This window comes from Embleya sp. NPDC020886 (assembly GCF_044333915.1).
Lineage (GTDB): Bacteria > Actinomycetota > Actinomycetes > Streptomycetales > Streptomycetaceae > Embleya.
Genome location: NZ_JBIRRX010000002.1, coordinates 386,339 through 398,293, shown reverse-complemented (window position 1 = coordinate 398,293; position 11,955 = coordinate 386,339). Strand labels below are relative to the sequence as shown.

9 protein-coding genes are annotated in these 11,955 nt (G+C 72.2%); 5 read left to right on the top strand and 4 right to left on the bottom strand.

Going from position 1 to position 11,955, the window contains the following annotated elements; translation table 11 throughout:
* Window positions 1-22: 22 nt before the first annotated feature.
* From ACH4U8_RS08495 to ACH4U8_RS08485, 3 genes are read left to right on the top strand one after another with little or no spacing between them, the layout of a single operon-like run.
* Complete coding sequence (locus ACH4U8_RS08495; RefSeq protein ID WP_395776273.1) at window positions 23-1,468, top strand: hypothetical protein; 1,446 nt, start codon at window positions 23-25, stop codon at window positions 1,466-1,468.
* Window positions 1,468-2,748: a CHAT domain-containing protein gene (locus ACH4U8_RS08490; RefSeq protein ID WP_395776271.1), complete on the top strand. Its 1,281-nt coding sequence runs from the start codon at window positions 1,468-1,470 to the stop codon at window positions 2,746-2,748. Before ACH4U8_RS08495 ends, ACH4U8_RS08490 begins: the two co-directional genes overlap by 1 nt.
* On the top strand, window positions 2,745-4,148 hold the full coding sequence (locus tag ACH4U8_RS08485) for a hypothetical protein (protein ID WP_395776269.1): 1,404 nt from the start codon (window positions 2,745-2,747) through the stop codon (window positions 4,146-4,148). The genes ACH4U8_RS08490 and ACH4U8_RS08485 overlap by 4 nt, the downstream gene beginning before the upstream one ends.
* A gap of 4 nt (window positions 4,149-4,152) precedes the next feature.
* Here the strand turns inward: ACH4U8_RS08485 and ACH4U8_RS08480 are convergent, their stop codons facing one another.
* Complete coding sequence (locus ACH4U8_RS08480) at window positions 4,153-5,532, bottom strand: hypothetical protein (protein ID WP_395776267.1); 1,380 nt, start codon at window positions 5,530-5,532, stop codon at window positions 4,153-4,155.
* On the opposite strand from ACH4U8_RS08480, the gene ACH4U8_RS08475 reads away from it, so the two are divergent.
* On the top strand, window positions 5,531-6,535 hold the full coding sequence (locus ACH4U8_RS08475; protein ID WP_395776265.1) for a DUF2278 family protein: 1,005 nt from the start codon (window positions 5,531-5,533) through the stop codon (window positions 6,533-6,535). The two genes, ACH4U8_RS08480 and ACH4U8_RS08475, sit on opposite strands and share 2 nt — an antisense overlap.
* A 178-nt stretch (window positions 6,536-6,713) precedes the next feature.
* Complete coding sequence (locus ACH4U8_RS08470) at window positions 6,714-8,078, top strand: S28 family serine protease (protein ID WP_395776263.1); 1,365 nt, start codon at window positions 6,714-6,716, stop codon at window positions 8,076-8,078.
* 48 nt (window positions 8,079-8,126) lie between these two features.
* Here ACH4U8_RS08470 and ACH4U8_RS08465 read toward each other — a convergent pair whose 3' ends face one another.
* The 3 genes from ACH4U8_RS08465 to ACH4U8_RS08455 form a co-directional block, all read right to left on the bottom strand.
* Complete coding sequence (locus ACH4U8_RS08465) at window positions 8,127-9,296, bottom strand: alkaline phosphatase PhoX (protein ID WP_395776261.1); 1,170 nt, start codon at window positions 9,294-9,296, stop codon at window positions 8,127-8,129.
* 149 nt (window positions 9,297-9,445) lie between these two features.
* The gene (locus tag ACH4U8_RS08460) at window positions 9,446-10,261 is read right to left on the bottom strand and encodes a class I SAM-dependent methyltransferase (RefSeq protein ID WP_395776259.1); all 816 of its coding nucleotides are present in this window, start codon (window positions 10,259-10,261) and stop codon (window positions 9,446-9,448) included.
* 108 nt (window positions 10,262-10,369) lie between these two features.
* Window positions 10,370-11,878, bottom strand: coding sequence for an MFS transporter (locus ACH4U8_RS08455; RefSeq protein WP_395776257.1), 1,509 nt, complete (start codon window positions 11,876-11,878; stop codon window positions 10,370-10,372).
* Window positions 11,879-11,955: the final 77 nt, after the last annotated feature.

Genomic DNA, 11,955 nt, shown 5'->3' with positions numbered 1-11,955 from the left:
GGCCCGAGTGCGAGGAGCAGTGATGGCCGAGGCCCCCATCGAGAGATGGCACCTGGCGGTGCTCCGGGTGCGGCTCGACCCGGCCCGGTCGTCGCCGATCGTGGCGGCCGAACTGGTCGGGTATCCGCCCCGGGGCGCCACGACCCACTGGCGGGGCGAATTCGACGCCGGCGGGTTCGGGCTCGCCGAGGGCACCGAGCCGCCGACCCGCCTCGACGTGCCCGGCGACCTGGTCGAGGCCGTCACACGTTGCCTGGACGCGGACTTCGGGGCGGATACCGCCCTGTGGTTGCGGCTGGTTCCCCCGTACGGCCACCTGGGCGCGGTGCCGTGGGAGCGCGCCCTGGTCCCGGCCACCGGTCGTCCGCTCGTGCGGGTCCCGGATCGGCTGCCGCCGGGCTCCGACCCGGGACGGGTGTGGACCGTGGCCATCGCCGTTTCCGTGGCGCCGAACGCGCCCTGGGTCGCGGGATACCTCTCGTCGTTCGTCTCCGCCCTGCGTACGTGCGTCCCGGGCGAGGTGGATGTGCACGTGTTCATCGATCGCGGCGGCGAACAGGCGTTGCGCACGCTCCTGCACGAGGGGCCGGACGAGGCGCGGGTACATCTGCACGACCCGCGCGACGCCGTGGCGCTCGACCCGTCCGGGTCGCACCGGCCGGATGGCGACGGCGCCCACCCCGCGCCGGGGCGGGTGTTGTGGGGGGATTGGATCGCCGCCGGGCTCGCCGGGCGGGCGGTGCGGGCGCTGCACCTCATCGCGGACGGCGCGTTCGACGGGGACCGCCCGGTGTTGTCGGTGAGCCCCGATCCGGTGACGCCCACCCCGCGATCCGATCGTGCGTTCGTGAGCGCGGACCGGGTGCGGCGCCTGGCCGACCGGGTCGGCGCGTCCGTGTTGTCCTTCGGCTCGTCTCCGGACAATCCGCACGACGCGGCCACCCGGATCATCGCCGACCACGTCGGATTTCGCCGGGCGGGGCCGACGTTCCACAGCGCGTTGCCGCTGGATCCCGCCGGAGTCGCCCTGGCCCGGGCGCACGCGTTCGTCGCCGGTGCCCCGGGAGCGGTACCGATACCGCGCGACCCGTCGCTGTTCGCCTACCTCCAGCCGGAGTTCGTGCGCGCCGCGCTGCGCGACCCGTGGCCCGATCCGGACCGGCCCGGCCAGGTCTGGCTCAGCGGGCGGGCGCCGATCGGGGATTCGAAGACCAGCGACGCGATCCTGCCGATGGCGCTCGGCGTGGCCGGCGGCGACGCGATCACCGCGCGCTACGCGGACGCCGATTCGGTGCCGATGTGGGTGGCCTCGTCCACGCGATACATCGAGAATCAGGTGGCCGCGCTGGTCCGCACGGCGGGTGTGCCGGGCGAGACTCCGGCCGCGAAGCAGGCGTACGACCTCGGGGTCGGGCAGGCCATCGCCGAACTGCGCGCCTTGGTCGACCGGCGCATCCGGGAGTCGTGATGCGCACCGTGCTGGGCTTCGAACCGTTCGGCGGCGACCGCACCGTGCTCAAACTGCGGGAGGCGCCCGACACCATCCCGGGGCTGGGCAACAACGAACTCACCGACGTCACCGACCCCGGCGGCCCGATCGCCGCCCGCGGCGAGGCGCTGTTGGAGCGGTTGTGCCGGCATCCGGTGGTGAGCAGGGGGCTGGACCACGTCCTGGCCCAGTCGCCGGCCGGCGGACCCAAGCCGCTGTACCTGCACCTGATCTCGAACCAGGCCGATCAACTGCCCTGGGAGCAACTCCGCTCCGCCTCACAGGGGTTCATCGCCCTCGACGCGCGCTGGCCGATCGCCCGCATCGCCGCCGTGCGCAGCCCCGTCGATCGCCGCACGTTCGGCCCGCCGTTGACCATCGTCGCCGTGCTGTCCGCGGCGCTGCGCAGTGGCCTGCCCCAACTCCGGGCTTTGCTGGCCGCGATCGCGCTGCCCGACGCCCGGGCACTGGGCACGCACCTGCATGTGATCAGCGCCGAACAGGCCGTCCTGGACGCCGTCGCGGCCGACCCGGCGGCCGACGTCACCGCCGAGCCGATGCCCGCGACGGCCCCGGAACTGGCCAGGCGGATCACCGCGGCCCGACCGCAGATCGTGCATCTGTTGTGCCACGGCGGGGCCGCCGGTGGTGTCCGCACCCTGGCCTTCGCGCACACCGCCGACTTCGACGCCGGCGAGCCGGTCGGCTCGGTGCAGCTCAAGCTGCCGGACCTGGTGGTCGCGCTGTTGCCGTGCGCACCGTGGCTGGTGGTGCTCGGCGCCTGCCAGACGGCACAGACCTCGGACACGCTCTCGCTCGCCCACGAACTGGTCTCGCAGGGCCTGCCCGCCGTCGCCGGCATGCGCAGGCTGATCGACCTCAACGACACGGACCGGTTCTGCGCCGCGCTGTATCCGGAGGTGCTCACCGCCGTCCGCATCGCCGTCAAGGACGCCGGCGAGCACGAACTCGACTGGGCCTCGGCCTTCACCGCGCCGCGCCAGGCGATGGCGCAGGCCGATCCGACGTCGACCGACGCGTGGTCGGATCCCGTGCTCTACGTGCAGGACGATCCGCTGCGGATCCTTTCGAGTTCCGCGCTCGGGGTCTCCGACACGGCGAACCTCCAGGGGCAACTGGACACCTTCGAACGGTTCCGGGCGACGCTCGATCCGAGCACCGCCGATCCGACCCTGGTGCAGCGGGTCGACGCGCTGATCGCCGAGTTGCGGGCCCGATTGGCGGGTGGCCCTCCATGACCCTGCCCGCGGAGATACAGCTCAACGCCTGGACCGGGGACGAGGTGGCGCGGGCCACCACGGACGACGACGCGGCCCGCTGGGGTGCCGGTCGGGGCGGCATGCCGCGTTCCCAGGCCGTGTTGCCGTTCGGTCCGCCGGTCGATCCGCGCGACTGGCGTTCGGCCGACGTCGGTTACGGGATCCTGCTCCCGGACGATCGGGAGGCGAATCTGTCCGATGCCGCGAAGGCGGCCGGCGAGGACGCCCCCGCACCGATCCGCGAACTGCTGGCGGCCCGGCCGGACACCGCGGTGCTGCGCTGGAGCCCGGACCTGCCCGACCACCTGCTGCGCCGATACTTCGCGCAGGGCGCACCCCAGGAACCGGCCATCGGGTTGTCCGAGTTCGGCACCGGCCGCGGCCGGCTGCCGAAGTACGTGGCGATCGTCGGCGGCCCCGAGGTGATCCCGTGGTCCGTGCAGTACACCCTGGGCACCCGGCATCTGGTCGGCCGCATCCCGCTGTCCGGGGAGCCGCTCGCCCACTACGTGCATGCCCTGCTGGCCGATTGGAGCGACGCGCCGGCCCACCCGGACCGGGCGCTGAGCTGGACGGTCGACCACGGACCCACCGACATCACCGCGTTGATGCGCGCGGTGATCGCCGCACCGCTGGCGGCTCGGCTCACCCCGCCTCCACTCGCGCAGTTTCGCGACATCACGGCGGCCGAGGCCACCGGCGCCGCGCTGCCGGCCGCCCTGGCCGAGATCCGCCCCGGACTGCTCGCGACCTCCAGCCACGGTCGGACCGGACCGTCGGCCGACCCCGCCGAGATGCGCGCCACGCTCGGACTTCCGGTCGACGGCACACACGTCACCGTGCCACTGACCACGCTGTGCGACGCCATCCCCGGTGGCTGCGTGTGGTACGCCCAGGCGTGCTGCTCAGCCGGCGCCGCCGGGGAGAGCTTCTACGCCGGGCTGCTACCGGTCGGCAGTTCGGCCCTCGCCACGATCGAGGCCGTCGCCGGTCTGGGGACGATGGTGGCCCCCGCGGCGCTGGCACTGCTCGGTCGGGAGGACCCGGTGCGGGCCGTACTCGGGCACGTCGAACCCACTTTCAGTTGGACCCTGCAGGTCGAGGACACCGGCCAGGGACTCGGCGGGCGCCTGGTCTCGGCCCTGTCCACCCACCTGTTCGCGGGCGAGCCGTTGGGCCTGACCCTGGCCGAATACCGGGCCGACGTGGGCGAGTTGCACACCCGCTGGGCGCGGCTGCGGGAACTGCTGGCGGGCGGCGACACCTCGGTCCGCGAGACGTTGACCAGACTGCGGGTGTCGGCGCTCGACCGACAGAGCCTGGTGCTGCTGGGCGACCCCACCGTGGCCCTGCCCGCGCCGGCGCCCGACCACCCGTGACGGCTCAGCTCGGTGGGGTCGGTGCACTGCGGGTCGGTCGGGCGGGGTTGGCCGTCGGACCGCCGACGGCGTTGAGCACCAACTGGGCCTGGTTGTCCACGAAGCGGGTGAACAACTGTTGCGCGTAGCCGAAGATGACGGCCCAGGCGATGATCTGCGCGGACGAGTCGAGCGCGCTCAGCCCGGGAATGAAGTCGCCGCGCATCAGCAACAGGCCCAGCAGGGCGGTGAGCGCGCCGGTGGGGAGCTTCAGCAGGGCCAGCGCCACCGGCACGTTGTACGGCGTCGAGGTGCCGTGGATCCGGCGCAGCGACGCGGCGGCGGCCACCGCGGCGGCGACCAGTCCGACCAGTTCGACCACCGGGTAGTCCCATTTGGAGGCGACGTCGGCGTACATGCGATCCAGGCTTTGCCCGGCGACCTGTCCGCGGCCCACCTCGGCACCGGCGGTGTCGGTGGCGGTGGCACAGACGATGCCGACGCCGGTCGGGTTGAAGCACAACGGCACCGTCCCGGGCGAGGCGGCGCCGGCGAGCGCGATCAGCGTGGCGATGATCGCGAGCGCGGCGGTGACGCCGAAGACGATCTGCGCGAAACTGCGAACCCTGAGCTTCTCCTTCAGGTGCACCTGGTGGGCCACGGTCGACGCGTCGACCAGGACCTCGCGCTGGTTCTCGGTCAGCGTGTCGCCCGCGCGCACGGACAGCGCGATCTCGTCCACGTGGGCGCGGCGTTCGTCGCCGAGTGGCAGGTGTTCCTTGATGAAGGCCACGATGCCGGGCAGGTGTGCGGTGATGTCCGCCAACGTCAGGAGCCGCAGCAGGATGACGTAGGCGAGGTCCAGTTGCGTCTGGGCGACCGCGATGTGCGCGGCCGGTCGGCCGTGTTCGTGCGCCAGCGCCTCCTTCGCCTCGTCGAGCGAGGCGAGGGCCCGATCCGCCAGGACCCGATCGCTCGGGGCGAGCGGGCCGGGCACGGTCTTGCTCTTGAGGAGTGCCTCCAACTCGATGACGCGCGAACGCAGTCCTTCCCGCAGCTCCCATTGCCCGCGTTCGTGTCGTCGCCGGGCCCGGGCCCGGGTGCGCCCGCTTCGACGGGAACCGCCAAAGGAGGGTTGCGGCGGTGGCTGCTCCGCGGGTGTCGGGTTCGGCTCCATACAGCGACTATGAACGACGGATTGCCCGATTTCGCGCGCGATCGGCGGCTTCGGGTCCGGCATCACCCCGATGGACGTGCCCGGAGCACCGGCCGCGCCGGGTGCGGCCGGCAATCGGGGGCGGATCGCCGCCGCCGGTGTGTCGCGGGCGATTTCGGGGTGTTCGTCCGCCACGATGGTCGGGGCCGCCCGGCGCGGAACCGGGCCCGGCGCAAAGGGGATGCCCATGCCGCTCAGGGACTACGGAGTGCTGGCCGCGCGGGCGGTGGCGCGGGTACGAGAAGGCGCCGCCGGTACGCCGCACTACCAGATCCATCTGGCCGACGACGCGGGCACCGCGTACCGTGCGGCGATCAACGTGCTGTCCAAGGAGGCTCCGTCCGAGCTGCTGTTCGTGGTGGTGGAGGACTTCCGCCACCCGCTGACCGACGCGCTGCCGGCCGCGGGCAGCGGGTGGACCGCGCTCGCCTCGCAGCCCGGCGGCGCCGCGCTCGACTACATCCGCGGCAACCTCTTCGACCCGACCACCGCCCGGCCGCTGCCCCCGGACGTGCCCGGCGCGGACAACGACCTGGCCGATCTGCTCGACCACTACGTGCAGCGCGCGATCGGGGACGCGGGGGCCGCGGTCTACGTGTTCGGCCAGCGCTTCGGCCCCGAACCGACCAAGCCGGACAAGGTGTTCGGCTTCCTGCCGGGCAACGGTGTGCACGACGTGCACATGAATCAGGGCAACAGCGCGGAGTTCCGCGGCGACGACGGGGTCTGGCAGGACGGCGGCCTGCTCGTCCACCTGCCGGACGGCCGCTGGGTGGCGGTCTTCCTGGCCTTCCAGTCCCAGGCGTGGCACACCGACGACAACACCGGCCACGCGCTGGACACCGCGCCGCCCCTGCCCGGTTCCGGCGAGGAGCCGATCCGGATCGTCGGGGCGCTGGTCAACGCGCCCGGGCCGGCACCCGAGGCGGAGAGCGTCACCCTGATCAACGCCTCCCCCGCCGCGATCTCCCTGGACGGGTGGCGGCTGCTGGACCGCAACAAGGTCGCGCTGCCGCTTCCGGCGACGACGCTGGCCCCCGGCGCCGTCCTGACCGTGCCCGGCAACGCGTCCTTCCAACTCGGCAACCGGGGTGGGGCGATCACCCTGCTCGACTCGGCCGGGCTCAAGGTGCACGGCGTCACGTACACCGCGGACCAGGCACGTCGCGAGGGTTGGACGATCGTCTTCTGACCGGGAGGGCGGCGCGACCGTGCAGCTCGGGCATCCCCCGGGCGGGGGAGATGATTCCCCCGTTTCGGGGGTCCGCTCGTATCGGGCCTCCGGCTTTGCTTGAGGCATGACAAAAGCAGCCGGTGATCAGACTCGAAGCAGTCCCCGGGGAGCGCCGTCGATCCGGCGCAACCGTGCAATGCGGCGCGGCGGGCGCAGACTCGCCGTCTACTCCGTGTGCTCGGTCGTGCTCGGGCTCGGGCTCGTCGGTGGCGGCGCGGCGGTCCCGGCCCAGGCGCAGTCGGCGGCCACCGCCCGGGCGGCCGAGGCCGAGGAGACCGACATCCGGGCCCGGATCGAGGCGATACCGGGCATGCGGGTGCTGGACGAGAAGCCGGTCGCGCCGGGCATCCGATACTTCGACCTGACCTACCGTCAACCCACCGACCATGAACACCCCGAACGGGGTTCCTTCGAACAGCGACTCAGCCTTCGGCACGTCTCCACGCAACGGCCGATGGTTTTGTACACCAGTGGTTACGACCTCGGCGCCGGTCCGAGCTTCCGCTCCGAGCCGACCGTCATGCTCGACGGCAACCAGATCTACACCGAGCAGCGCTTCTTCGGCACCTCCCGCCCCGACCCCGCCGACCTGTCCCACCTGAACATCCGTCAGGCGGCGGCCGACCACCACCGGCTGATCCAGGCCCTCAAGCCGATCTACCGGGGTTCGTGGATCTCCACCGGCGGCAGCAAGGGCGGCATGACCACCGTCTACCACCGGCGTTTCTATCCGAACGACGTGGACGGCAGCGTGGTCTACTCCGCGCCCAACAACACCGACGATCGCGACGACACCGCCTACGACGCGTTCCTGGCCGGAGTGGGCACGCCCGAGTGCCGTACGGCGCTGCAGGCGGCGCAGCGCGAAGCGCTGGTGCGACGGGAGGAGATGGTGGCCCGCTACGGGCAATGGGCGCAGGCGAACGGGCAGACCTTCGAGACGCTGGGCAGCGTCGACAAGGCGTTCGAGCTCGCGGTGCTCCGCCTGCCGATGATGTTCTGGATGTACGCGGGCGAGACGAAGTGCGCCGGCGTGCCCACGCCCGCCGCGTCCTCCGACGAGTTGTACCGGTGGATCGACGGGGTCAGCCGGTTCGCGGTCTACACGGACAGCAGCGTCGAGTTCTTCCAGCCCTACTTCTACCAACTGGGCACCCAGCTCGGCTACATGCAGGTCGCGGCTCCGCACCTGACGGGTCTGCTGCGCTACCCGGGCATCCAGGAGGTGCGCAGCTACGTGCCTCGGGACATACCGCTGCGGTTCGAGCCGGGGGCGATGCGCGACATCGACCGCTGGGTGCGGTCGCGGAGCAGCAGGATTCTGTTCGTCTACGGCGAGAACGACCCGGTCCGCGCCGAGCCGTTCCGACTGGGCCCGGGCAGCCGTGACACGCAGATCCAGGTGGTCCCGCATGCGGGCCACGGCGTCACGATAGCCGCCCTCGCCCCGGCGGACGCCGCTCGGGCGAGCGCCGCGCTGCGCAGGTGGGCCGGGGTCTGACCCGGGTCGGGCCGGGCACCGGACCCACCTGACGGGGCCGCGGTGACGTCAGGTCGCGTCGCGGAAGGGGCCCGTCACCTCGAAGGTCACGCCGGCTGCCGGGGAGTTGGAGGTGCCGCGTTGCGAGGAGAAGTACAGTCGCCGCCCGTCGGGGGAGAATGCCGGGCCGGTGATCTCGGAGCCGTCGTGGCCGGTGACCTGGAGGAAGGGCGCGACGGTCTCGTCCGGTGTGATCAGGCAGATCTGCATGTCGCCGCCGTCCTCGGCCACGAACAGGTCGCCGTTGGGCCGTCCGGTGATGTTGTCCACGCCGGTCAGGGGCGCGGACCCGGCGGGCACCAGGTCGTCGTCGTAGGCGATGTCCAGGATGCCCGCCGCCGCGTCGTACACCCATACGCGGTTGTCGCCCTTGGTGGTGAACCACACCCGCCCGTCCCGGTAGTGCGCGCCCTCGCCGCCCTTGAACCGGCGCGCCTCCGCGACCTGGTTGCGCGTACCGGTCAGCCAGTCGCCGGGCCGGGGCACGGTGCGCCACGTCACCGGCCCGGTCACCGGCGCGGCCGGGGCGCACAGCACGTCGAGGCGTCCGCGCGCGAGGTCGCCCCACGTGTCGGGGGTGAATCGGTAGAAGCAGCCGTCGGATTCGTCCTCGGTCAGGTAGATCACCCGCCGGTCCGGGTCGGCCGCGGCGGCCTCGTGCTTGAAGCGCCCCATGGCGTCGCGCTTGACCGCCCCGGTCCGGCCGTACGGATCGGTTTCCCACACCCGCCCGAACGCGATCTCCTCGCACGAGAGCCAGGTGCCCCAGGGCGTGGCCCCGCCCGCGCAGTTCACGTTCGAGCCGCCGAGGATGGAATAGGCGCCGCCGATGCTCCCGTCCGCGGCGAAGCGCAGTGCGGATACCCCGCCGACCAGCGGGAGTTCGGAGTTGGAGACGTAGATCCATCCGTCCCCGTCGCGGAAACACGCACCGCCGTCGGGGGCGCCGTGCCACAGGTGCGTGGTGCCCGTGACCACCCGCCCGCTCTTCGCCACCACGCGCGAGGCGAACCCGGCGGGCAACCGCACCCCGTTGGCGTCCGGCGCCGACAGCGCGCCGTAGGGCCCGGTGCCCGGCTGTGCCGGCCCCGCGTGCGCGGCGGAGGCCCACAGTGAGCCGCCGAGCACCAGTCCGCCCGTGCCGACGGCGCTGCCCCGCAGGAATGTACGCCGATCCATGTCGTACTCCCTTCCCAGCGGCGGCCCGAACCGCCGCAAGCGACCCCCGTGTTACCAATGGGTACGCTAGGACCGAAGCACCGTCGGAGGAATGCGCGCACGAGTGAAATCCCGGTGACGATCGGGCATGCGGGCCGTTCCGCGTCGGATCAGACCGGCTTGCGACAGAGGATCTCGCCGTGCGGGACGGAGAACCACCCGTCCTCCTGCCGCCCCCACTCCCGCCAGGCCAGCGACACCGCGTGCAATTGCTCGGTCGTCGCGTGGCCGCCCTCGGTGGCGCGGTCGGCGTACGACGAGGCGAGCGTGCGATCCGCCCACAGGCCGCTCCACCAGGCGCGTTCCTCCGCGTCGGCGTAGCACCAGGTGCTCGACGACGCGGTGATGTCGGAGCAACCCGCCTGCAGGGCCCAGGACTTGAGCCGCCGCCCGGCATCCGGCGCGCCGCCGTTGGCGCGGGCCACCCGCAGATACAGATCCAGCCAGTCGTCCATCCCGGGCGTCGCCGGGAACCAGGCCATCGTGGGGTAGTCCGAGTCACGGGCGGCGATGATCCCGCCCGGCTTGGTGACCCGGTACATCTCGCGCAGCGCCTGTACCGGGTCGCCCACGTGCTGGAGCACCTGGTGCGCGTGCACGACGCAGAAGCTGTCGTCCGGATAGTCCAGCGCGTGCACGTCCGCGACGGCGAACTCGACGTTTTCCACGCCCCGTTCGGCCGCCGTGGCCCGCGCCTGTACCAGGATCCCCGGCGCGTGGTCGACGCCGGTGACCCGGCCGTCGGGGACCAGCGACGCCAGGTCGGCGGTGATCGTGCCCGGCCCGCAGCCGATGTCCAGGATCTGCATGTGCGGTTTGAGCGAATCGAGCAGATAGGCCGCCGAGTTGGCCGCGGTCCGCCAGGTGTGCGAACGCAGCACGGACTCGTGGTGCCCATGCGTATAGACGGCGCTTTCCTTCGACATGACATCCCCTTCGCGTCCTGGAGCATGGCCCGACACCGCGACACGACGCCGCGAACCGGTACCGACACCGTACGCCCGTATGTCGAATAATGAGACTCCTATCTCATATCATGGACGTCGAGCCTCCTCACCTCGGGTGTTGGCGACGAACAGAGCGACCACCGCCGCGCCGGCCAGCAGGAACGCGCCGACCAGGAGCGCTTTCCGGAAGCCTTCGGTGTAGGCGTCCGCCGCCGCGTCGCCGCCCGCCAGTCGCCGGCCGGTCTCCGACGTCGCGACGGCGGACAGGATCGCCAGGCCGAATGCGCCGCCGAGTTGTTGCGCCGTGTTCATCAGAGCCGCCGCCAGGCCCGCCTGATCGGCGGGGACCCCCGCATTGGCGGCGGTGGCGACGCCGACGAAGACGAAGCCGAGCCCGAAGGACATCACGACCAGGCCGGGCAGCAGGTCGGTGAGGTACGAGCCGTGCACCGGGATCCGGGAGAGCAACCCGATCCCGAGCGACGCGATGAGCGCGCCGACCACGATCAGCGGCCGGGTACCGACCCGGGCGAGCAGCGGCTGCGCCAGTCCGGCGGCGATCCCCACGCCGACGGTGACCGGCAGGAAGGCGGATCCGGCCTTGATCTCGGAGTAGCCCAGCACCTCCTGGGTGTACAGGGTGAGGAAGAAGAACATCCCGATGAAGCCGGACATGGCCACCAGTTGCGTCACGTTCGCCGCCGCGAGGCCCTTCACCCGGAAGATGCCCAACGGCATCAGCGGGTTGCGGCCGACCGCCTCGTTGGCCACGAAGGCCAGCAACAGGCCGCCCGCGACCCCCAGTTCGACGATCGTGCGGGAGGACCCCCAGCCCTGATCGGGCGCCTGCACCAGGCCGTGGACCAGCAACACCAGTCCGCCGGTGGCCAATACGGTGCCGAGGAAGTCGAAGCCGCGCGTCGAGACCCGATGCCGGTCGTCCGGGAGCAGTCGCGGGATGGCGGGCAGGACCAGGGCGCAGACCGGCAGATTGACGAACATGACCCAGCGCCAACCGGGCCCCTCGGTGAGCACCCCGCCCAGGAACACACCGACGGCGGAGGCGAATGCCCCGGTGCCCGCCCAGGCGGCGAGCGCCTTGTTGCGATCCGGGCCTGCGCCGAACGAGGTGGTCAGGATCGACAACGCGGCGGGCAACATCATCGACGCGCCCACGCCCTGGGCGAGCCGGGCACCGATCAACACCGCCGAGCTCTGGGCCAGTCCGCCGATCAGGGAGGCGGCGGCGAACACGACGGTGCCGGCGATCAACACCCGGCGGCGCCCGATCAGGTCGGCGGCGCGCCCGCCGAGGAGCATCAGACCGCCGTAGGTGATCAGGTAGCCGGACGGCACCCATTGCAGACCCTGGTTGCTCAGGCCGAGGTCGCGCTGGATGCTGGGCAGCGCGATGTTGACGATGGACGCGTCGACGAAGTCGAGGAAGGCCACCGCACACAGCAGGACGAGGGTGAGCCTGCCCCGTGGGGTGGCCAGGAACGAGGCATCGGCGGCCGGATGCTCCGGCGAGTCGGTCGGATCGGTCGGATCGGTCGGATCGGTCGGATCGGTCGAGGTGAAGGTGCCGGTGGACATGGTCGCTCCCGAAGAGATGCGGGCGTGCGGGCATGGGGCGGCGCCGGCCGGCGCGGCCCGAGGCGGGGTCGGATGGT

Bases quoted from the DNA above. Each gene is read 5' to 3' on its own strand.
- ACH4U8_RS08460 (WP_395776259.1), bottom strand. From the start codon at position 10,261: ATGTCGAAGGAAAGCGCCGTCTATACGCATGGGCACCACGAGTCCGTG.
- ACH4U8_RS08495 (WP_395776273.1), top strand. From the start codon at position 23: ATGGCCGAGGCCCCCATCGAGAGATGGCACCTGGCGGTGCTCCGGGTG.
- ACH4U8_RS08470 (WP_395776263.1), top strand. From the start codon at position 6,714: ATGCGGCGCGGCGGGCGCAGACTCGCCGTCTACTCCGTGTGCTCGGTC.
- ACH4U8_RS08455 (WP_395776257.1), bottom strand. From the start codon at position 11,878: ATGTCCACCGGCACCTTCACCTCGACCGATCCGACCGATCCGACCGAT.
- ACH4U8_RS08490 (WP_395776271.1), top strand. From the start codon at position 1,468: ATGCGCACCGTGCTGGGCTTCGAACCGTTCGGCGGCGACCGCACCGTG.
- ACH4U8_RS08480 (WP_395776267.1), bottom strand. From the start codon at position 5,532: ATGGGCATCCCCTTTGCGCCGGGCCCGGTTCCGCGCCGGGCGGCCCCG.
- ACH4U8_RS08465 (WP_395776261.1), bottom strand. From the start codon at position 9,296: ATGGATCGGCGTACATTCCTGCGGGGCAGCGCCGTCGGCACGGGCGGA.
- ACH4U8_RS08485 (WP_395776269.1), top strand. From the start codon at position 2,745: ATGACCCTGCCCGCGGAGATACAGCTCAACGCCTGGACCGGGGACGAG.
- ACH4U8_RS08475 (WP_395776265.1), top strand. From the start codon at position 5,531: ATGCCGCTCAGGGACTACGGAGTGCTGGCCGCGCGGGCGGTGGCGCGG.